Annotated in this window: 20 protein-coding genes; 10 read left to right on the top strand and 10 right to left on the bottom strand. The window is 61.5% G+C overall.

Going from position 1 to position 19,583, the window contains the following annotated elements; all coding sequences use genetic code 11:
* Positions 1 to 2: 2 nt before the first annotated feature.
* A complete protein-coding gene (gene paaG / locus AC3WLP_RS15045) occupies positions 3 to 794 on the bottom strand; it encodes a 2-(1,2-epoxy-1,2-dihydrophenyl)acetyl-CoA isomerase PaaG (protein WP_088513176.1) in 792 nt (263 codons plus the stop codon).
* Positions 795 to 828: 34 nt separating this feature from the next.
* Positions 829 to 1,602, bottom strand: coding sequence for a 2,3-dehydroadipyl-CoA hydratase PaaF (gene paaF, locus AC3WLP_RS15050; protein WP_019751537.1), 774 nt, complete (start codon positions 1,600 to 1,602; stop codon positions 829 to 831).
* A 346-nt stretch (positions 1,603 to 1,948) separates the two neighbouring features.
* Here paaF and paaY point away from each other — a divergent pair, with 346 nt between their 5' ends.
* Positions 1,949 to 2,548: a phenylacetic acid degradation protein PaaY gene (gene paaY, locus AC3WLP_RS15055; RefSeq protein WP_004374546.1), complete on the top strand. Its 600-nt coding sequence runs from the start codon at positions 1,949 to 1,951 to the stop codon at positions 2,546 to 2,548.
* Positions 2,549 to 2,625: 77 nt separating this feature from the next.
* Entirely contained in the window at positions 2,626 to 3,549 is a 924-nt protein-coding gene (gene paaX, locus AC3WLP_RS15060; RefSeq protein ID WP_004374548.1) for a phenylacetic acid degradation operon negative regulatory protein PaaX, read from the top strand.
* 39 nt (positions 3,550 to 3,588) lie between these two features.
* Here the strand turns inward: paaX and AC3WLP_RS15065 are convergent, their stop codons facing one another.
* Entirely contained in the window at positions 3,589 to 4,827 is a 1,239-nt protein-coding gene (locus tag AC3WLP_RS15065; RefSeq protein ID WP_047602804.1) for an MgtC/SapB family protein, read from the bottom strand.
* Positions 4,812 to 5,633 (bottom strand): Crp/Fnr family transcriptional regulator FnrC, encoded by an 822-nt coding sequence (fnrC, locus tag AC3WLP_RS15070; RefSeq protein ID WP_088513174.1) that lies wholly within the window; start codon positions 5,631 to 5,633, stop codon positions 4,812 to 4,814. The genes AC3WLP_RS15065 and fnrC overlap by 16 nt, the downstream gene beginning before the upstream one ends.
* A gap of 539 nt (positions 5,634 to 6,172) precedes the next feature.
* On the opposite strand from fnrC, the gene AC3WLP_RS15075 reads away from it, so the two are divergent.
* Entirely contained in the window at positions 6,173 to 7,099 is a 927-nt protein-coding gene (locus tag AC3WLP_RS15075) for a universal stress protein (RefSeq protein WP_004577372.1), read from the top strand.
* Positions 7,100 to 7,128: 29 nt separating this feature from the next.
* Here AC3WLP_RS15075 and AC3WLP_RS15080 read toward each other — a convergent pair whose 3' ends face one another.
* The gene (locus tag AC3WLP_RS15080) at positions 7,129 to 7,677 is read right to left on the bottom strand and encodes a GNAT family N-acetyltransferase (RefSeq protein WP_088513172.1); all 549 of its coding nucleotides are present in this window, start codon (positions 7,675 to 7,677) and stop codon (positions 7,129 to 7,131) included.
* A gap of 182 nt (positions 7,678 to 7,859) precedes the next feature.
* On the opposite strand from AC3WLP_RS15080, the gene AC3WLP_RS15085 reads away from it, so the two are divergent.
* From AC3WLP_RS15085 to AC3WLP_RS15100, 4 genes are all read left to right on the top strand, one after another.
* A complete protein-coding gene (locus AC3WLP_RS15085; protein WP_088513171.1) occupies positions 7,860 to 8,786 on the top strand; it encodes a universal stress protein in 927 nt (308 codons plus the stop codon).
* The gene (locus tag AC3WLP_RS15090) at positions 8,777 to 10,144 is read left to right on the top strand and encodes an MBL fold metallo-hydrolase RNA specificity domain-containing protein (RefSeq protein ID WP_004374564.1); all 1,368 of its coding nucleotides are present in this window, start codon (positions 8,777 to 8,779) and stop codon (positions 10,142 to 10,144) included. The genes AC3WLP_RS15085 and AC3WLP_RS15090 overlap by 10 nt, the downstream gene beginning before the upstream one ends.
* Positions 10,145 to 10,302: 158 nt before the next feature.
* The gene (locus AC3WLP_RS15095; RefSeq protein ID WP_004577369.1) at positions 10,303 to 10,809 is read left to right on the top strand and encodes a hypothetical protein; all 507 of its coding nucleotides are present in this window, start codon (positions 10,303 to 10,305) and stop codon (positions 10,807 to 10,809) included.
* A 63-nt stretch (positions 10,810 to 10,872) separates the two neighbouring features.
* The gene (locus tag AC3WLP_RS15100; protein WP_088513170.1) at positions 10,873 to 11,565 is read left to right on the top strand and encodes a phosphoribosyltransferase; all 693 of its coding nucleotides are present in this window, start codon (positions 10,873 to 10,875) and stop codon (positions 11,563 to 11,565) included.
* Between the two features lie 149 nt (positions 11,566 to 11,714).
* On the opposite strand, the gene AC3WLP_RS15105 is transcribed toward AC3WLP_RS15100, so the two are convergent.
* Together AC3WLP_RS15105 and AC3WLP_RS15110 are read right to left on the bottom strand one after the other, a co-directional pair.
* Positions 11,715 to 11,978, bottom strand: coding sequence for an erythromycin esterase family protein (locus tag AC3WLP_RS15105; protein WP_371919690.1), 264 nt, complete (start codon positions 11,976 to 11,978; stop codon positions 11,715 to 11,717).
* Positions 11,979 to 11,994: 16 nt separating this feature from the next.
* Positions 11,995 to 12,564 (bottom strand): GNAT family N-acetyltransferase, encoded by a 570-nt coding sequence (locus tag AC3WLP_RS15110; protein WP_004374572.1) that lies wholly within the window; start codon positions 12,562 to 12,564, stop codon positions 11,995 to 11,997.
* Positions 12,565 to 12,788: 224 nt separating this feature from the next.
* Between AC3WLP_RS15110 and AC3WLP_RS15115 the strand changes: the two genes are divergently transcribed.
* A complete protein-coding gene (locus AC3WLP_RS15115) occupies positions 12,789 to 13,520 on the top strand; it encodes a cyclic nucleotide-binding domain-containing protein (RefSeq protein WP_029611845.1) in 732 nt (243 codons plus the stop codon).
* Here the strand turns inward: AC3WLP_RS15115 and AC3WLP_RS15120 are convergent.
* A complete protein-coding gene (locus tag AC3WLP_RS15120) occupies positions 13,489 to 14,223 on the bottom strand; it encodes a hypothetical protein (RefSeq protein ID WP_017148343.1) in 735 nt (244 codons plus the stop codon). The two genes, AC3WLP_RS15115 and AC3WLP_RS15120, sit on opposite strands and share 32 nt — an antisense overlap.
* Before the next feature lie 190 nt (positions 14,224 to 14,413).
* On the opposite strand from AC3WLP_RS15120, the gene AC3WLP_RS15125 reads away from it, so the two are divergent.
* Both AC3WLP_RS15125 and AC3WLP_RS15130 read left to right on the top strand, forming a co-directional pair.
* Positions 14,414 to 14,974, top strand: a complete 561-nt coding sequence (locus tag AC3WLP_RS15125) for an Hsp20/alpha crystallin family protein (RefSeq protein WP_012052284.1) — start codon at positions 14,414 to 14,416, stop codon at positions 14,972 to 14,974.
* A gap of 329 nt (positions 14,975 to 15,303) precedes the next feature.
* Positions 15,304 to 17,679, top strand: a complete 2,376-nt coding sequence (locus AC3WLP_RS15130; protein WP_088513169.1) for a phosphoketolase family protein — start codon at positions 15,304 to 15,306, stop codon at positions 17,677 to 17,679.
* A 7-nt stretch (positions 17,680 to 17,686) separates the two neighbouring features.
* Here the strand turns inward: AC3WLP_RS15130 and AC3WLP_RS15135 are convergent, their stop codons facing one another.
* Both AC3WLP_RS15135 and ftsH read right to left on the bottom strand, forming a co-directional pair.
* Positions 17,687 to 18,112 carry a potassium channel family protein gene (locus AC3WLP_RS15135; protein WP_088513168.1) on the bottom strand — a complete coding sequence of 142 codons (426 nt, stop codon included), beginning with the start codon at positions 18,110 to 18,112 and terminating at the stop codon, positions 17,687 to 17,689.
* A 28-nt stretch (positions 18,113 to 18,140) separates the two neighbouring features.
* A partial coding sequence (gene ftsH, locus AC3WLP_RS15140; RefSeq protein WP_103340198.1) for an ATP-dependent zinc metalloprotease FtsH occupies positions 18,141 to 19,583 on the bottom strand: 1,443 nt, incomplete at its 5' end.

Genomic DNA, 19,583 nt, shown 5'->3' on the forward strand with positions numbered 1-19,583 from the left:
GTTCAGCGCCCCTTGAAGGCTGGCGTGCGTTTGTTCATGAAGGCGCTTACGCCTTCGCGGTAGTCCTCGCTGCGCCCGGCCAGGCGCTGCAGGTCGCGCTCCAGCTCCAGCTGCGCCTCAAAACCGTTGTCGAAACTGGCATTGAGGCTGCGCTTGATCAGTGCCAGGCCGTAGGTGGGCTGGGCGGCGAGCTGGCGGGCGAGGGTGAGGGCTTCGTCACGCAGCGCGGCATCATCCACCACGCGGTGGATCAACCCCCATTGCTCGGCCTGTTCGGCGCCAAGGCGCTCGCCCAGCATGGCCAGCGCCTTGGCCCGGGCCATACCGACCAAGCGCGGCAGCAGCCAGGTACCGCCGGAGTCCGGCACCAGGCCGATCTTGCAGAAGGCCTGGATGAAACTGGCCGAGCGGGCGGCCAGCACCAGGTCGCAGGCCAAGGGAATGTTGGCACCAGCACCGGCCGCCACGCCGTTGACCGCACAGATCACCGGCAAAGGCAGGTCGTGCAGGGTGCGTACCAGCGGGTTGTAAAACGTGTCGATCGATTGGCCCAGGTCCGGCATTTCGGCGCCTGGGGCAACGTTGCGGTCGGACAGGTCCTGCCCGGCGCAGAAGCCGCGGCCTTCAGCCGTCAGCAGCAGCACCCGCGCGTCACTGCTTTGGCGCACTTGCTTGAGCGCTTCGCGCACCTCCAGATGCATGGCCGTATTGAAGCTGTTCAGCTGCTCGGGGCGGTTCAATGAAAGGAAGGCAACGCCGTCCTCGATGGAAAACAGGATGTGCTGGAAAGTCATGACAGACTCGCTCCGTCAGTCGAGAGAATGATGATCAGCGCCCCTGGAAACGGGCTTGGCGCTTTTCCTGGAAGGCGCGGATGCCTTCATCGCGGTCGGCGGTGCCAGCCAGCAGGGTGAAGGCATGGCGCTCGAAGCGCAGGCCGCTGGCCAGGTCGGTATCACCGGCCTTCAGTAACGCCTCCTTGGCCAGGCGCACGGCCAGCGGCGCTTTGGCGGCGATGCTGCGGGCAACCTGCATGGCGCGTTCTACGGTGAGTTCGGGCTGGGTGATTTCGCTGACCAGGCCGGCCTGCTGGGCGCGGTGGGCAGTGATGGCTTCCCCCGTCAGCACCATCTGCATGGCCAACGGCTTACCGACGGCACGCAACAGGCGCTGGGTGCCGCCAGCACCGGGGATGATGCCAAGGTTGATTTCCGGCTGGCCGAAACGGGCGTCGGTACCGGCGATGACGATGTCGGCGCACATTGCCAGTTCACAGCCGCCACCCAGGGCATAGCCGTTGACTGCGGCAATCAGCGGTTTGGCGAATGCGGCGATGCTTTGCCAATGCGCTACGCGCGGGTCATTGAGGATGCCGACCAGGTCGCGATCAGCCATCTCGCGGATGTCGGCGCCTGCGGCGAATGCTTTGGCACTGCCGGTAATCACTGCGGCCCGGACATGCTCGTCGTCCCCGGCAGCCTGCAGCGCAGCAGCCAGTTCTGCCAGTAGCTCGGTGCACAGGGCATTCAAGGCCTCGGGCCGTTGCAGGGTAATGAGCTGAACGCCGTGTTCGGGCGCCTGCACATCGATATATCGCGGCATGTCGGGTTCCTCTGGCTGTACGCACGGCACATCGCGTGGCCGGCATTTTTTGGAATTGTTTGCAGGGGCGTAATGCGGGATCACGACCAGGTGAGATCAGTATATGCTCTATGTGATACATCAATGCAAGGTTCAAAACGCATTCGCGTATCTCTTTTTTATTTTCCAGCGGCCAAAGCCGCAGAGCAATGCCTGCAGAAGAATCGGTTCATCTCGTTATTTTCTGGTATTTAAGGCTGGTTTTTGCCTGGCAGAATCAAATCAACATAAGTGATACACGATTGACGACCAAACAGCTTCTGATACAAGATCGAAAGAAATTTCAAATCATTTCAGGAGTGATGCCATGCCTTGCTATCGACTGGACGGCCTGACGCCCGTGGTTCACCCGACAGCCTACGTGCACCCCAGTGCAGTCCTGATCGGCGACGTCATCGTTGGCCCCCGCTGCTACATCGGCCCACTGGCATCGCTCAGGGGCGATTTCGGCCGCATCGTGCTGGAGGAGGGCGCCAACTTGCAGGACACCTGCGTGATGCACGGTTTCCCGGGTGGCGACACCGTAGTAGAGCGTAACGGGCACATCGGCCATGGCGCCGTGCTGCACGGCTGCCGAGTGGGCGAAGACGCGTTGGTCGGTATGAACGCCGTGGTGATGGATGGCGCCCATGTAGCACCACGTTGCATTGTCGCGGCCACTGCCTTCGTCAAGGCAGGCTTCGAATGCGCGGCGCAGAGCCTGGTGATGGGGTCGCCAGCCCAGGTCAAACGCCCACTGACCGATCAGGAGCTGGCCTGGAAACAGCGCGGGACGGCGGAGTACCAGCACCTGGCGCAGCGCTGCATGAACAGCATGGTCGAATGCCCGCCGCTGGCCGAGGCAGAGCCGGGACGCCCGCGCATGGAAGACACCGGGGTCAGGCCCAAGGGCCAGGCGAGCGCATGAGCCTGGCAGCGACACGCAATGGCCAGGCGGCCCGCCGCACAGGTATAGTCGGTGCTTTATCCGCGCACAGTTCGCCCATGAGCACTCTTGCCCCACTGAACCACTTGATCACCCGTTTTCAGGAACAGACGCCGATCCGTGCCAGTTCCCTGATCATCACGTTGTACGGCGATGCCATCGAACCGCACGGCGGTACAGTCTGGCTCGGTAGCCTGATCAACCTGCTGGAACCGATCGGCATCAATGAACGGCTGATTCGCACGTCGATCTTTCGCCTGACCAAAGAAGGTTGGCTCACTGCAGAAAAGGTGGGTCGACGCAGTTATTACAGCCTGACAGGCACTGGCCGTCGGCGTTTCGAAAAAGCTTTCAAGCGCGTCTATAGCCCAAGCCAGCCAGCCTGGGACGGGGCCTGGACGCTGGTGTTGCTGTCGCAACTCGAGGCGGGTAAACGCAAGGCCGTGCGTGAAGAGCTGGAGTGGCAGGGGTTTGGTGTCATGGCGCCGAACCTGCTGGGTTGCCCACGGGCAGACCGTGCCGACCTGGTGGCCACGTTGCGTGACCTTGAGGCCGGCGACGACAGTATCGTCTTCGACACCCACACCCAGGAGGTGCTCGCGTCCAAGGCGATGCGCGCCCAGGTGCGGGAAAGCTGGCGTATCGACGAACTGGGGCAGCAATACAGCGAGTTTATCCAGCTGTTCAGGCCGCTGTGGCAAGGTTTGAAAGAGCAGCCGTTGCTGGATGCTCAAGATTGCTTCCTGGCACGCACGCTGCTGATTCACGAGTACCGCCGCCTGCTGCTGCGCGACCCGCAACTGCCCGACGAGCTGCTGCCAGGGGACTGGGAGGGAAGGGCTGCGCGGCAGTTGTGCCGTAACCTCTACCGACTGGTGTTTGCCAAAGCCGAAGAATGGTTGAATGCAGCACTGGAAACAGCAGATGGCCCATTGCCGGATGTGAGTGAGAGTTTCTACAAGCGTTTTGGCGGGTTGGCTTGAGGGTAAGTCACCTACTACCAGCAGGCAGTTCTTGTGTCCTTACAGGAGCAACCCCAACCACATTGCCCCCAGGATGAGCAGTTGCCCTGGAATGAGGTATCGCGAAAAGCTGAAACCTCCGTTGCTCAAGGCCAGAACACATTTGCTCAATGTGTTCCCCGTCAATGCGAGCAACCCCGGTATGACGATTTCATTCGCACTGATTCGTCCGGCAGCGACCAACGAGGCGATCGAGGCCGTGGCCGCATGAGCATCGGCCAGGCCGCCGACGAAAGCCGCGAGATTGACGCCATTGGGGCCCAGAAGCTGAAGCAGAAATGCCGAGAACAAGGCGATGCCGGTTATTGCAGCGGTGATCGCCAGTGCTGTCCAGAGACTGAACGCGCCATCACCCGGATGTGTGGCGGATCCTCCATGAGCAGCACGCCAAGGGGCTAGCAGAAGCACGCCATACACGAGTGTGACCAGTGCCCCCAGCGCGATCGATGACCAGAAAGGGTCGAGCAAGCGACGGTCGACGATGCTCAGCACCAGTGCAAATTGGGTGATGCTGGCGAGATTGGACAATACGGCAGCGCCGGCAAATGGCCTGGCAGCAGCGCCTTGCTGTCTGACGCGGTGCGCAAGCAGGGCAATGGTGGCAGAACTTGAAGCAAAGCCCGATGCGATCGCGCTCAAGGGCAGGCCATAGCGAGGTCCCATCAGGCGCATGACGATGTGTCCTAAAGCACCCACGGCCATCAGCAAGACCACCAGGTTACAAATCGTGCGCGGGTTGAGTATGTTGTAGGGGCCTAGAAACTGGTCCGGTGTCAGCGGCAGTACCACCAAGGCCACCGTGGACAACATCAGGCCATCGCGCAGCTCTTCCTCGCTCAATTGTTGCAGCACGAAATGATGCAGTTCGCGTCGCAGCGCCAACAGCACGGTGAGCACCACGCCCACCGCTGCGGCGAGCTCAGGCTCATGGTGGCTGAGCGCTCCGAGTGTCAGCACCAGCAGCAGGGCAATTTCACTGGTCACTTCAGGGTCTTTATCGGCATGTCTGCGGTAGTGCATGCAGAGCATCAGCACCAGGCCCAGACTCGAAACCGCGACCAGCACCGCACCGGCCAGCAACATGCTGACGTAGCCCAGCAATGCAGTGATGGCGAAGGTCCTGAGTCCGGCGGCCGCGTGGTCTTCGTTACGCCCCTTCTTACGCTCGCGCTCCAGCCCCACCAGCATGCCGATACCCAGCGCCACAGCGCCGTGGCCAACATTCAAGGCGTCGAGCATGGTGCCTTTAGCGGGACCTTGACCTCACATTCCCCGCCACCTTGTTCCAGTGCCATGAGTGCAGGCATATCGAGAATTTCTACCAACCTGCCATGCAGGTCGACGATACCCAGCGCGCGCAGACGGGCGACGGATCGGCACACGGTTTCCAGGCGTAACCCCAGGTACGAAGCCATGTCTTCACGAGACATGCGCAACATGAAGCCATGGGCAGAGTAACCGCGGCTGACGAAGCGTCTGGAGAGCCCCACCAGGAAGCTGGCCAGCCGCTGCTCTGCTGTCAGGTTGCACAGCATCAGCACGCGCCCGTGCTCACGCACGATCTCGCGGCTCATCAAGCGATTAAGGCTCTGCTGCAGCTCCGGAAACTCACGCGCCAGGGTTTGCAAGCGACGATAGGGGACGGGGCAGACTTCGCTGTCTTCCAGGGCAATGGCGTCACAGACATGGTGCTCTGTGGCAATGGCATCGAGGCCGAGTACATCCCCCGGCATCCAGAAGTTGATCACCACGCCTTGCCCCTCGGCGGTGTTCAGGCTGGTCTTGAAACTGCCGCAACGTACGGCATAGAGCATGGTCAGCGGATCGTTGGCATTGAACAGCGCGGCACCCTTGCGAATGCGCATGCGTGGGCCTATCAACGCGCCCAGGCAGCTGTTGTCGTCAACCGGCAGACCCGTGGGGAGGCACAGGCCGCTGACCCGGCAATCCATGCAGTGGTTCACCAGCGGTTTCAGGTGAATAGGGTTTGCCTTGGACAATGCGTTGGGTGAGTCGAGCAGGGTGACCTTCAGCTGGCCAGGCATTTTCAGGCCTCCTTCGCATTTTGGAGGCCGCTTTGGGCCCCTGCGCCATGACGCGCACCGAGCCCGACGGTCACCCCGGTATGGGGCGACCAATCTGCAAGCATGTCACGCGAGTGGGGGGCATTGAGGCGGCTTGTAAGCCGTTCAACAAACCGCTCGGCTTCGGCAGCCGTCCTGAAACCCACCCGCCAGTCATCCATGTGTACCCAACAGCGTCCCTGCTCTGTGTGCTTCTCGACGTAAACGTTCATCAGGGCCTCCAAAGCATGTATCGGTAGACAATGCAGAATGAAGGCGTCCCTGCCGGCAGTGCAGGTGAAACTCAGGGCGGTGTCGCCATGGCACGCCTGCGGGGCCTGAAGTGGCTGTGATCTGGGTACAGGGTGCGCCGGCGAAGTCCCGAGGTATTGATCCGCGTCAAGTTCTTGCGCCATGGGCAATGCCACTGGTCGGTAGGTGCCTCCAGTTGATAAACATCAAGTTCGCAACACGTAGGTGACAGATGCTTTACGTACGTATCGCAACCTCAGAGGTGTGCCATGGAAACTCCGCAAAGATTGCTGCTGATCGCCTCCCCCCTGATGCGCCGAACCCCGGCCTATGACCGGGCCGCTGCGCTGGCCAAGGCCAAGGGGATGGCGCTGCACATCGTCGCTTTCGACTACGTGGAAGGGCTTGCCACGGCGGGCTTGGTGAATGATCAAGCGCTCGCAGTCATGCGCGAGGGTTACGTGCAGCAGCACCGCGCATGGCTGGAAACCCAGGCGTTGCCGATGCGGCGCAATGGCGTCACCGTCACAACCGAAGTGGTGTGGGTGCAGCAGCCCTTGAATGAGATCCTGATACACTTGCGTGAGCAACCGTTTGCCATGCTGATCAAAGAGCTTGAGCATGAACCTTGGTGGATGCGCGCAATGTTCACCTCGCTGGATATCCAGTTGCTGCGCGAAACGCGAATACCCTTACACTTGGTACACAAGGCGAGCCATGCGTTGCCACGCAGGATTCTGGCGGCGGTGGACCTGTCCAGGCCTGAGGATCAGTTTGAAGGTTTCAACGACCAGATCATCAGCGAAGCGCTGAAGCTGACATTGCAGTGCAATGCCCAGATCGAATTGCTGTACACCTACGACTTGGGTTCCATGTACCTGGACGCCGGCGGCAGCCGGGAACATTCGTTCCTGTTCGATTCGAACCGTGCCCAGACGTTGCATGACGTTCAGAGCGCTGCCTTCCAAGAGCTTGCCGAACGCAACGGGATCGCCGTCGAACACCGCCATATGCGCATCGGCGACCCGGCAAAGGCCCTGGCCATGTTCATGGATAACAATGATATCGACGTATTGGTCATGGGCAGTTATCACCACCATGGCATCGGCTGGTTCATCGGCAGTACTGCCGAGCGCGTTTTGCATCGGTTGTCCAGCAGTGTGCTGGTGATTTCTCCAGAACGCTCCAAAGGCTGAAGCACAAGGCCCGCAAGGGCCTTGTTTTTTCAAGGCCGCAGGTCAAGTTCGTGCAGGATCTCGCTCAAATCCCCGCCAGGGTATCTTGAGGTGAAGCCCAGTGCCTTGACCAGCCGGTGCATGCCATAGTTGCTGGCCAGATCCCTGGAGACCATGCACTGAAAGCCATTGCGTCGTGCGGCTTCAATCAGGTGTTGCATCAGGCGCTTGCCCAACCCCTTGCGCTGCCAGTCTTCGCTGACCGCCACAGCACATTCGCACCGCTGACTGCCAGGTATGCCTGCATAGCGGCTGACGCCGATTTGTTGCAATTGACCGTCTACATGAACCAAGGCGACATAGGCCATGCGCTGGTGATAGTCCACGGGCATGTCTTGCGTGTCCAAGCTAGGCAAGCCGCCGCTGAGCCCGGCAATGAAACGAAAACGCCGTGATTCGTAAGCGATGGTGCTCAGAAAACGCTTGTCCCGTTCGCGGTCTTCTTCGCGCAGTGGGCGGATCAGCACCGCCGAACCGTCCTCGAGGTTTTCGACCCAGTGTTCGCAGGTCTGTGGCTGTGCTGTTTGCTGCCCGTTCATGACGCCTCCCGTTGCTTGATCAGTACCTGGTGCAGCCGTTTTAACGTGGCGGGCCGTTTCGGTTCTGACAATCATCAAGTTCAGCCTGGGTAGCGGTTTTCTGATCTGCATCAAGCAGCAGCGGTCCTGTGCGCGGAATATCGTCAGCATCACACCCACTCACGAAAGCGCGGAGGTTCACCATGGGGCAATATCGACAATTGCTGGTGCTGCTGACCGAGGTAGAACCGCATTCCGCCGCTTTGCGCAGAGCCCTTGCCTTGGCGCATGTCAGCGGCGCCAGCGTGCATGTACTGGGCTTGTTCGAGCCAAGCGAGGAGCACCTTCTGCGCGAAGAGCGGCTGAACGAGGCCGATATCAAGCGCCAGTACGAGCACTATCGCGTTCAGTTGACGGGATTGGTCGAGCGGCATCGCGGCAGCGGTATAACGCTGACGGTCGACAGCCTGAATGCGGAGGATATCCGCAGCCAGGCGATCGATTACATCAGTGAACTGCAGCCCGATATGGTCATCAAGGACAGCGAAGCCGCGTCGGCCCTGGTGCGCGTGTTCGGCACCCCACTGGATTGTGCGCTGATGCGAGGTTTCAAAGGCGTCAGCCATTTCGTGCCGGCGGGGGCCATCTCATTGCCGCGGCGTGTGCTGGTCGCAGTGGATACGGCGTTCAGTGAGACGCCTGCCGTTCAGGCGTGCTTCAATCGTGGTCTGGTTCGTGCTGCCCAGGCGCTGGCGTTGCAGTGTGACGCGCACCTGCATCTGCTATCGGCCTACAATCTGGCAGGGGTATTTGCCTCGGACATGAATGTCACCCAGGCGTGGATCGACGAGATGCGCGAGGCACTGCAGGAACCTTTCGAAGCGCTGGCCGATGCCGAAGGCGTCGCACCTGACCGCCGACATTTCATGGAAGGAGGCCCGGTACAGGTGATCCGTGAACAGGTCGCGGCCCTGGACATCGACGCGGTGGTGATGGGCGTGGTGCAACCCAAAGGCCTGGACAAACTGTTGGGAGACACCACCGAGCGTATCGTCAGCCGCCCACCGTGCAGCGTGCTCGCCGTTCATCCCCAAATAGCCGAAAGTTGGGAGCCTTGGCCATGCAACTGACATTTCTTGGCGGCACCGGCACCGTGACCGGCAGCAAATTCCTGTTGACCCGTGACAGCACGCGGGTATTGGTCGACTGCGGACTCTTCCAGGGTTTCAAGCAACTGCGCCTGCGCAACTGGCAGCCACTGCCCCCGGCGCTGCGGGCGCTTGATGCGGTGGTGCTGACCCACGCCCACCTTGACCACAGCGGTTATCTACCGGTGCTGGTTCGGGAAGGCTACCGCGGGCCGATCTACGCCACGCCGGCGACGTGCGCCTTGGCGGAAATCCTCCTGCTCGACAGTGCACGGCTGCAGGAAGAGCAGGCCGAACATGCCAATCGCCACGGTTACTCCAAGCATGCGCCGGCGCAACCGCTCTATACCGAGCAGGATGCCAAACGTGCCCTGGCACTGTTTCGGCCCGTGGCGTTACATCAGGTGACCATGATCGCCGAGGGCATGGAGTTACTGTTGCGTACCGCCGGACATATTCTGGGGGCAGCCACGGTCCAGATCAGCGCCGAAGGGCAGACCGTGCTGTTTTCGGGTGACCTCGGCCGCCCTCAGGATCCGATCATGCGTGCGCCTGAGCTGGTCAGGACGGCGGACGTGCTGTTGATCGAGTCTACCTATGGGGACCGCCAGCATCCCGCCGAATCGACCGAGCAGTACCTGGCCAAGGTCATCAACGAAACGCTCCTGCGCCACGGCATTACCCTGGTACCCTCGTTCGCCGTCGGCCGTGCCCAACTGCTCATGTATTACCTGTACACGCTCAAGCGCGACCGGTTGATCCCTGATGTCCCGGTCTACCTGAACAGCCCGATGGCCACCGACGCCACCGCCTTGTACCAGCAGTACCGCAGTGAACATCGGCTGACCGCAGCCGAGTGCGCCGCCATGTGCAGAGGCACGCACATCGTCCGGACAGTCGATGAGTCCAGGCACCTGGACCAGCTGCGCGAGCCCGCAGTGATCATCGCCGCCAGTGGCATGGCGACCGGCGGACGGGTGCTTCACCACCTGAAGGCGCTGGCCCCCAACCCACGCAACAGCATTCTGTTCTCGGGCTTTCAAGCCGGGGGGACGCGGGGTGCCGATATCGTCGCGGGCGCCCACAGTGTGCGGTTGCACGGCGAGGATGTGCCCATCCGTGCACAGGTGCATGCGATGGAGAATCTTTCTGCGCACGCCGATGCCGATGAAATCATGGAATGGTTGCGCGGGTTCACCCGGCCCCCCCGTCAGACCTATGTCATTCATGGCGAGCCACACGCTGCCGACACCTTGCGGCGGCGAATCAGCCTTGAACTCGGCTGGCAGGTGTGCGTACCTGAGTATCAGGAAACGGTTGCCATCGACCCTGTGCGCTAGCCGGGCGTGGGAGGTGAATCATGAGTACACAAGCAAGGGCGAAACTGCGGGCCTGGTTGCATAGGCCCAGGGGCAGCCTGGGTTGGATCGTGACTATCGTCGCTTTACTCGTCGCCGCGTCCGTCTATCGCGCCTTAAGCGCTAGCTGGCGCATGCCCATGCGTGATCCGGCGGTACTCCTTGGCCTGCTGGCGTTGAGTGTCGCGCTGGGATGGGCGGTGCAGCGGGGCGTCAAGCGCACGGTCGGCAAGGCCATTTTCAATGGCCAGCAGACGGGTTGGCAGGCCAGGCTGGCGTTGCTGCGTTCAATCACCCGGGAATCGAACACGTTGATAAGCGTGTTGCTGCTCCTGGTCCTACTCGGTGCTGGCACCGTGTGGCTGGCGGGGCGCTCCGTGGCGCAGATTGTAGAAAATTGCACGGCCAACCTGCAGGCCCAGGTGGAGGTGCCTGAGGATGACAAGCTTGCTGCGCTGGTCGGCAAACCCGTGTGCACGTGCCTGGCACAGACCTTTCTGGAGCGCAATGGGGTGCTGCGCCTGGCCCTGTTCGAAACGCCCATGCAGGAAGTGAGCGGTCTGAAGGCGCTGACTCCTGCTGATGAGCAGCGTTGCCTCGCGCAGTTCGACCTGCTGCCCGAGGCGGGGCGTGCAGCCACGCCTTGAAGCCATCAACGGCTCCATCGGCAGCTGAAATGACCGGCGCCCATCGCGGCGCGGGAGGTGTTCATGTCCCATGATCTTGCCTTGCCAACTGTGTTTGTCGACCGTACCCAGGCTGGACGTTGCCTGGTAGAGCCACTGGCCCGGTATGCCGGCAGGCCCGACGTGATCGTGCTTGCACTGCCGCGTGGTGGTGTTCCGGTGGCCTATGAAGTCGCGACTGCCCTCAACGTTCGCCTGGACCTGCTGATGGTGCGCAAGCTCGGTATGCCGTTTCAACCCGAGTTCGCCATGGGGGCGATAGCCAGCGGCGGAGTAACCTTCCTCAATGACGACATGTTGCGGGCCTATCCGGTAGATCGCGCGGTGTTCGACGCCGTGGTTGCCAGGGAAACCGAGGAACTGGCGCGGCGCGAGCGGGCTTACCGGGGAGGGCGGCCAGCCCAGCAACTCAAGGATCAGGTGGTGATTCTCGTTGATGACGGCCTGGCGACCGGTGCCACGATGAGGGCGGCGATACAGGCTGCACGAGCCCAGTCACCGGCGCGAATCGTCGTCGCCGTCCCGGTCGCACCGCCAGAAACGCTCGAAGCGCTGTACGGTGAAGTGGATGAGCTGGTGTGCCCGCGCGTGCCTGAGCGGATGGTCTCGGTTGGCTATTGGTACCAGGATTTCCCGCAGACGTCGGACGAGGAAGTCATGACGCTCATGGCGCAAGCTGATCAGCAAGCACTTTGCCGGAGTGCCCCCCATGACTGAGCGCAGGGGTGAAGTTCGCACGCAGACGATGAAGCTGGCAAGTTGCGCATCGGCTTGTTCGGTGCAGGCACGGGGGCCACTGCGCTTGCCGGCGACGGGTTTGTGAAGTCCCTGCAGCGCGTATCCGCCTGATAGCGCTTCGCCGAGGCTCATACACCAAATGGATAGGTTTCGTCCTCAGGCTCAAGGTGCTGTTGTTTCGGCAAGGGCAGGGCAGTCACTGGCTGGGTCTGTTCGAACCAGAGCAGCGCATCGAACTGCTCGGCCAGCACCGCCTCGAAGTAGTGGCTCAGCCGTTCGCTCTCGGGGCGACGCCGATGGCGCGTTCGAGTTAGAGTTTTTCCATCAATGTCTTCGAAGGGCCGCTCATGGAGAGCCTCCCGTAATCGGGCCGCCGCGCATTGACCCGTCAGTGCGACGGCCCAGGGTTCAGATCAGGGAGAGCCGGTGGATGACCTGGCTGGGATCATCCGGGTCAGCGACGGTGGTGAACCCCGCCGCTTTGGCCAGCTCGCGCATCGCTTGGTTGGCTGCTGCATCAACCGAATACATCTGCCGCAAGCCCTTGGCCCGGGCATGGTCGACCAGGTGCTTGAGCAGCAGGCGACCCAAGCCATGGTGCTGCCAGCTGTCCATGACGGTAACGGCACACTCACACTCGTCCTTGCCGCTAGCAGTGGCGTAGCGGGAAATGCCCACTTCCTGCAATTCGCCATCCACGTGGGCAAGGGCGACGTAAGCCGCCTGGCGATCCTGGTCGACCTTCATCAGCTGGTCGAGCATGGCTTCACCGGGCTCCCTGAGCTGGCACAGGAAGCGGAAATGCCGCGATTCGGGCGACAGCCGTTCGATGAAGGCTTTTTCGCGTTCTCGGTCCTGGGCTTGCAAGGGCCTGATCAATACGTGAACGCCGTTTTCAAGGGCTTCGATCCAGTATTCACCCGAAGGTTTTGGGAACGAAGGCGTTTTATGCTCACGGGAAGTCTCGGCGGGCGCCATGGCAATGTCCTCTATGTCGAATGAACAAGGAAGTTCAGTTTCGGCAGCGGGCCCATCGCTGACTTGACAGTTGTCAATTGCTTCCCACATGACTTGTCAAACCGATAGAAAAAAGCGGGTATAGCCGGGGGTAGCGTCCAACCCTTGGTCGGACAGACCGCTAACGTTTAGTGGAACCGCTAACTTCAATAGATACACGCCTGCAAAAAAGCAGAGGCATCCTCATGTCAGGCCCTGCGGAAATGGGAGCAAAGCTCCAGGTCAAGTGCCTTGCGTGCTCGTTGAGCCGGCTTTGCCTGGCAGCCAGCCTCAGTGCCGACGAAGTGGCCAAGCTGGAGCGAATTGTCCGCCGTAACCGGCCGTTGAAGCGGGGTGAGTACCTGTTCAAGGCCAATGAACCCATGGAGCACGTGTATACCTTGCGCTCCGGGGCGATCAAGAATTTTCTGCTCGATGCCGAGGGCACCGAGCGGGTGATTGGCTTTCTCCTGCCGGGGGAAATGCTCGGGCTGGACGCTATTGGTGCCAGTTGTTACCGAAGCTTTGCCGTTGCCCTGGAAGTCTCGCTGGTCTGCGCCATCAGGCTGGACCAACTGGTGGACCTGTCCGGCCAGATTTCAGGGCTGCGCTATCAGTTGCTGCACATGCTCAGCCTGGGGATCCAGGGCAAGGACGAGCACCTGCGCTGCTGCCATGGGCGTGCCGAACAGCGGTTGGCGATCTTCCTGCTGGGCATGTCCGCGCGTTACCAGGCGCGAGGCTTGCAGGCTGATGTGTTCAACCTGCCCATGTCCCGTGGTGATATCGCCAACTACCTGGACCTCACGCAGGAAACGGTCAGCCGACTGTTCAGCCGTTTCGTCCATGCAGGTTTCATGCTGTGCGCCGGGCGTGAGGTCAGGCTCATCGACATGCAAGGCCTGGTCAACCTGACCCGCCTGGAGGAGCCCACTTGAGCGCGGCAAGCACCCGGTCATAGCGTTGCACAGGCCAGCTTTCGGGGGAGTGCCCCACCCAGATCGGGCGTGACACATGGTCTGTGCGTATCCAGATACGCTGCGCGGCTACGCCAGTTTGCCAGCACAACCGTGCCACTTGGCGCGCCACCTGTGGCGGCGCGCAACAGTACACCGTGTCCGGGCGGAAAGTGGTCAGCAAATGCCTGGTCTGCCACCAGCCACTGCTGTAGTCACGCGACAATGGCGACAGTGCCGACAGCCAGGTTCGACAATCGTCTGGCAGCAGTTCGGCCGCAATGCCGTCATGTGACAGCTGCAATTGTAACCAGGGCAGCCAGCAGCGAATCTCATCCAGCGCACCCAACAACGGCAGCAGGCCGTCGGCGCGACTGATGGCCAGCAACCTTGTGCTTTGCAGGGGCAACGGCCAAGCGCTGCCAAGCGGCCCGGAATAGTCGAGCAGCTCCCCCGCACGGCCCACGGGCTGCGCGCTCTGGGTGCTGACGATAAATTGCCCGGCCACGCCAGGTAGGGTCACGTAACTGCACGGCCAGCACTCGGTACGACCACTGAGCACGCAGTACTGGCCAGCCATTGCCTCGCCGCATGGCTGGCTGCAAAGGGCCAGGCGCACGAATTGCTGGATACCCAGGCCGGGCAATGTCTGGAGCAAGCGAACGCTGGCACCCTCGCGGTCCATGACTGCCTCGCACTGTAAGGATGACTTGCTGTAATCAGCCTAGACCGTGGGCAATCCGGCACTTTGATCAGGATCAAACCAGCGGGCGGCAGGGACTTCACGTTGTTGATAAAGGTCAAATGGGCTGCTGCCCCACGGCGCATGATCGAAGCGTCTCCCTGGGAGGCATTACTCATTCGAGGAGGTCGCCATGTCAGAAGTTGCCAAGAAAGTGCCTGTTACCCCCGCCGCCCCCCAGCCAACCAAAGCTTCGCCGCCCAGCGTCGAACCTTCGGAGCTGTGGCGGCCCTTCCAGCAATTGCGCCATCAGATCGACAGCCTGTTCGAGGATTTTGGACGGCGGCCGATGCGCATGCCGTTCAGCCACACACCGTTCGATGTCGAACCTTTCTGGCGGCGTGACCTGTTCACCCACGGCATGCCGGCCATGGACATCAGCGAGCTGGCCGAGGAGTACCGCATCAGCGCCGAGTTGCCTGGCGTGGATGCCAAGGATATCGAGATCAAGCTCGTCAATGGCAACCTGTTGATCCGGGGCGAGAAAAAGGAAGAAGTGGACGAAAAACGCAAGGAATATCACCTGTCCGAGCGCCATTACGGCAGCTTCGAACGGGTTTTCCAGCTGCCCCGTGGAGTCGACGCCGAGAAAATCGACGCCCAGTTCAACAAGGGCGTGCTGCTGGTGCACCTGCCCAAACGTGCCGAAGCCATCCATCCGGAAAAGGTGATTCCGATCAAGAGCGGTAAATGATCACCCACCCTCACTGCATCGAGGAGCAAGGAGGCTCCGCCTGTGGAGGTAGCCCATGATGTCCATTGGCAAATACTGCAAACGGGACGTGGTCACCGCATTACCCGGTATCTCCATCTATGCCGCGGCGCGCCACTGTCCGACGCATTCCGGTCGTCGATGATCTCGGTCTGCTGGTCGGAATCGCCACGGCGGACGACCTGATGGGCCTGCTGTCGGACCACCTGTACGAACTGTGACTGCTGATCCGTCAACAGAGCCGGCGGGAGGAAGATCTTCGCGGCGAAGACCTTTGAGCGCCCCGTGCGCGATTATGAAAGGAGGCTGGCATGAGTGATTTCCCCGGTACTGAAGAGCTCGAAAGCCTGGATGCCTATTGGCGGGCGGCGAACTACCTCACCGTTGGCCAGATCTATCTGCAGGGCAATGCCTTGTTGACCAGGCCCTTGACCTTGGCCGATGTCAAACCTCGGCTGCTGGGCCACTGGGGGACTTCCCCGGGGCTCAACCTCGTCTATACCCATCTGAACCGGTTGATTCGCCAGTACAGCCTCAATGTGCTGTTCGTCACGGGGCCTGGCCACGGCGGTCCTGCCCTGGTCGCTCAGGCATACCTCGACGGTACCTACACCGAGCTCAACCCATCGGTCGAGCGCAACGCACTTGGAATGGCCCGGCTCTTTCGGCAGTTTTCCTGGCCTTATGGCATTGGCAGCCATGTCGGCCCCCATGTGCCTGGCTCCATTCACGAAGGGGGCGAACTGGGCTATTCGCTGGCCCATGCCTATGGTGCCGCCCTGGACAATCCGCAACTGATCGTGGCGTGCGTCATTGGTGATGGTGAGGCCGAAACCGGGCCACTGGCTGCCAGCTGGCACTGCAACAAGTTCCTCAACCCCGCCCGCGACGGCGCGGTGCTGCCCATCTTGCATCTGAACGGTTACAAGATCGCCAACCCCAGCGTGCTGTCGATGATCAGCGAGGAGGAGCTGACCAGCCTCATGTATGGCTATGGCTATGATCCGTATTTTGTCGAGGGTGACGAGCCGATGGAGGTCCATCGCGCGTTGGCCAGGACGCTGGATGTCATCTACGAGAAGATCAGCCAGATCCAGCGCCTCGCGCGGCATGCCGAAGACCCGCAGGTCGTCGACAGGCCCTTGTGGCCGGTGCTGATTCTTCGTACCCCCAAAGGGTGGACGGGGCCCAGGTACGTGGATGGGCAACGCGTAGAGGGCACCTGGCGGTCCCATCAGTTGCCGTTGGCGGACCTTGACAAACCGCCGCACCTGATGCAGCTGCAACAATGGCTGGAAAGTTACCGTCCCCATGAGCTTTTTGACGCACAGGGTACGTTGTTGCCTGAGCTGGCCGCGCTGACCCCAACTGGCCGGCGACGCATGAGCGCGAACCCCCATGCCAACGGCGGTCTCTTATTGCGGGCCCTGGATTTGCCGCACTACGCCGATTACTGCGTGCCGATGCCGGGCCCTGGTCAGGTGCGGGCCGAGGCGACCAGAGTGCTGGGTGGTTATGTACGCGATGTCATGAAGAACAGCATTGCGTCGCAGAATTTCCGCCTGTTCGGCCCTGACGAAACGGCGTCCAACCGTCTGGATGCGGTATTTGAGGTGACCGACAAGGTGTGGCTGGATGCTCGGGCCAGCGATGATAGACACCTTTCGGCACAGGGGCGGGTCATGGAGATCCTCAGTGAGCACATCTGCGAGGGCTGGCTTGAGGGGTACCTGCTGACGGGCCGCCATGGCCTGTTTTCCTGTTACGAAGCTTTCATCCATATCGTCGATTCGATGATCAACCAACATGCCAAATGGCTCAAGACAGCTGCCGAGGTGCCTTGGCGCAAGCCGATCGCCTCATTGAATATCCTCCTGACTTCGCATGTCTGGCGGCAGGACCATAATGGTTTCTCGCACCAGGACCCGGGCTTGCTCGACCTGCTGGCAAACAAGAAGGCCAACCTTGCGCGGATCTATCTGCCACCTGACGCCAACTGCCTGTTGTCGGTGGCTGAGCATTGCCTGCGCAGCCGTGGGTACATCAATGTGATCGTTGCCGGTAAGCAGATGGAGTGGCAATGGCTCGATTGCGAAGCGGCCGCCGTGCACTGCCAATCAGGTATAGGGCGCTGGGGCTGGGCCTGCCATGATGACGAGATGCCCGAGGTGGTGCTTGCCTGCGCGGGCGATGTGCCGACACTGGAGGTACTGGCGGCGGTTACACTGCTGCAAAAGCAGGCTCCAGACGTGCGTGTGAGGGTGGTGAATGTCGTTGACCTCATGGCGCTGCAACTGTCGCAACAGCACCCTCACGGGCTGTCCGACAGCGATTTCAAAGGGCTGTTTACCGAAGATCGACCGGTCATCTTTGCCTTCCACGGCTATCCGGCGCTCATCCACCGCCTAATCTACAAACGCGCCAATCCGCAACGGTTTCATGTCCGGGGATTTCGCGAAGAGGGCGCAACGACCACGCCGTTCGACATGGCAGTCATCAACAATCTGGACCGCTACCAGCTGCTGCTCGATGTGTTCGAGCGCGTGCCACGTTTGCAGCCCCAGCTCGAACAGGCCCGCGCCCGCTATTGGGCCACGATGGAGAAGCACAAGCTCTACCTCATCGAACATGGCGAAGACATGCCTGAAGTTGCGCAATGGCGCTGGACATCAGCGTCGCGAGCCTGAGCCCGCCTTACTTGGCCTTCCAGTACTTCTGCATTTCCAGGAACAGGAACGAGGCGGTCCAGGTGATCAGCACCAGGCCCGTCAGCGCCTGCAGGCCGGTGAGGTACTTGAGGTGGCCAGTGGGGGCGATATCGCCGAAGCCTATGGTGGTGTAGGTGGTGAAGGAAAAATACACGCAGTCCAGGAAACTGCCGTCGAAATTGCCGCTGAGCGTACCCCAGCCTGGGGCATGGGCCATCAGGTAATAGGCCAAGGCAAAACACCACACCTCCAGGGCATGGGCCAGCAGCGCGCCGAACACGCCTGCGACGATGCGAAAGCGGCTCCAGAGCTTGAGCCGAGGTAGCCAGTCATTCAGGCGCAGCAGGCATTCGTAATGAATGATCACCACCAGGATCACCACCAGCATATTGATCAGCGTGACAAAGAGCATCGCAGGTACCCTGGCCAGGATCGGCGGTTCATTTCGTGGCATCGACCAGCACATAGGTGGCGGGCTCATTGGCTTGTGATTGCAACGCCGGGAATTCTTCGGGGGTGATGGTCTCCTTGGCCAGCAACAGACGCGCGCCTGCATCCAGGTCGTCGCGGCGCTGCTCCAGCAAAGCCCGGGCGCGGCCATAGGCTTCTTCGAGCAAGCCGCGGACAGCGAGGTCGATTTCGCGCGCGGTTTGCTCCGAGTAGTCCTTGCGCTCCTGACGCAACAGCGAGTCACCCAGATAGCCGGCTTGCTGGCGCTCAAGGACCGCCTGGCCCAGTACCGGGCTCATGCCGAAGCGGGTGACCAGCTGGCGGGCGATATCGGTGGCGCGCCCGAGGTCGTCGGCGGCCCCCGTGGAGACCTGGCCGAACACAAGGTGCTCGGCGGCGCGCCCGGCCATCAGCACGACAAGGCGGTCACGCAGCATCTGCGTGCTGATCAGGTAGCGGTCATCGGTCGGCCGTTGCAGGGTGTAGCCCAGTGAACCCGCGGCGCGGGGAATGATCGACACCTTGTGCACCGGGTCCATCGCCGGCAGGCTACTGGCGGCCAGGGCATGGCCCATTTCGTGGTACGCCACCACCTGGCGCTCGTCGCTGCGCAATACGCTGCCTTTGCGCTCGATGCCCGCCACCAGTCGCTCGACCGCAGCGGTGAAGTCCTGCAACTCGACCCACTGGCTGGACCGCCGGGTGGCAACGATGGCAGCCTCGTTGACCAGGTTGGCCAGGTCGGCGCCCGTCAGGCCCGGGGTGATCTCGGCAATCCGCTCGCAGTCCAGGTCGTTCTTGTAGATGATCTTGTGCAGGTGGACTTTCAGGATCGCCAGGCGGCCCTTGCGGTCGGGCCGGTCGATGAGAATCTGCCGGTCGAAGCGCCCGGCACGCAGCAGCGCCGGGTCCAGCACTTCCGGGCGATTGGTCGCTGCCAATAGCACCACGCCTTCCCGTGGGTCGAAGCCGTCAAGCTCGGCGAGCAACTGATTGAGGGTTTGCTCTTTCTCGTCATTGCCACCAAAGCTGCCGACGCCGCGCATCTTGCCCAGGGCATCCAGCTCATCGATGAAGATGATGCAAGGCGCCGCTTGGCGGGCCTGGTCGAACAGGTCACGCACCCGGGCGGCACCCACGCCCACGAACATCTCCACGAACTCCGAGCCGGAGATCGAGAAAAATGGCACCGCCGCTTCCCCGGCGATGGCCTTGGCGACCAGGGTCTTGCCGGTGCCGGGTGGGCCTACCAGCAGCGTGCCCTTGGGCACATGGGCGCCAAGGCGCGCATACCACGCCTTGTTTTTCAGGAAGGACACGATCTCTGTCAGCTCGCCCTTGACGTCGTCGATACCGGCCACGTCGGCGAAAGTCACCTGGGTGTCGTGTTCGACATAGACCCGCGCACGCGACTTGCCCACCCCCATCAACCC

The organism is Pseudomonas sp. FW305-E2, from assembly GCF_058782925.1.

Excerpts from the sequence above, each read along its gene's own strand:
- paaG (WP_088513176.1), bottom strand. The coding sequence starts at position 794 with ATGACTTTCCAGCACATCCTGTTTTCCATCGAGGACGGCGTTGCCTTC.
- paaF (WP_019751537.1), bottom strand. The coding sequence starts at position 1,602 with ATGCCGCGATATATCGATGTGCAGGCGCCCGAACACGGCGTTCAGCTC.
- paaY (WP_004374546.1), top strand. The coding sequence starts at position 1,949 with ATGCCTTGCTATCGACTGGACGGCCTGACGCCCGTGGTTCACCCGACA.
- paaX (WP_004374548.1), top strand. The coding sequence starts at position 2,626 with ATGAGCACTCTTGCCCCACTGAACCACTTGATCACCCGTTTTCAGGAA.
- AC3WLP_RS15065 (WP_047602804.1), bottom strand. The coding sequence starts at position 4,827 with ATGCTCGACGCCTTGAATGTTGGCCACGGCGCTGTGGCGCTGGGTATC.
- fnrC (WP_088513174.1), bottom strand. The coding sequence starts at position 5,633 with ATGCCTGGCCAGCTGAAGGTCACCCTGCTCGACTCACCCAACGCATTG.
- AC3WLP_RS15075 (WP_004577372.1), top strand. The coding sequence starts at position 6,173 with ATGGAAACTCCGCAAAGATTGCTGCTGATCGCCTCCCCCCTGATGCGC.
- AC3WLP_RS15080 (WP_088513172.1), bottom strand. The coding sequence starts at position 7,677 with ATGAACGGGCAGCAAACAGCACAGCCACAGACCTGCGAACACTGGGTC.
- AC3WLP_RS15085 (WP_088513171.1), top strand. The coding sequence starts at position 7,860 with ATGGGGCAATATCGACAATTGCTGGTGCTGCTGACCGAGGTAGAACCG.
- AC3WLP_RS15090 (WP_004374564.1), top strand. The coding sequence starts at position 8,777 with ATGCAACTGACATTTCTTGGCGGCACCGGCACCGTGACCGGCAGCAAA.
- AC3WLP_RS15095 (WP_004577369.1), top strand. The coding sequence starts at position 10,303 with ATGCGTGATCCGGCGGTACTCCTTGGCCTGCTGGCGTTGAGTGTCGCG.
- AC3WLP_RS15100 (WP_088513170.1), top strand. The coding sequence starts at position 10,873 with ATGTCCCATGATCTTGCCTTGCCAACTGTGTTTGTCGACCGTACCCAG.
- AC3WLP_RS15110 (WP_004374572.1), bottom strand. The coding sequence starts at position 12,564 with ATGGCGCCCGCCGAGACTTCCCGTGAGCATAAAACGCCTTCGTTCCCA.
- AC3WLP_RS15115 (WP_029611845.1), top strand. The coding sequence starts at position 12,789 with ATGTCAGGCCCTGCGGAAATGGGAGCAAAGCTCCAGGTCAAGTGCCTT.
- AC3WLP_RS15120 (WP_017148343.1), bottom strand. The coding sequence starts at position 14,223 with ATGGACCGCGAGGGTGCCAGCGTTCGCTTGCTCCAGACATTGCCCGGC.
- AC3WLP_RS15125 (WP_012052284.1), top strand. The coding sequence starts at position 14,414 with ATGTCAGAAGTTGCCAAGAAAGTGCCTGTTACCCCCGCCGCCCCCCAG.
- AC3WLP_RS15130 (WP_088513169.1), top strand. The coding sequence starts at position 15,304 with ATGAGTGATTTCCCCGGTACTGAAGAGCTCGAAAGCCTGGATGCCTAT.
- AC3WLP_RS15135 (WP_088513168.1), bottom strand. The coding sequence starts at position 18,112 with ATGCTCTTTGTCACGCTGATCAATATGCTGGTGGTGATCCTGGTGGTG.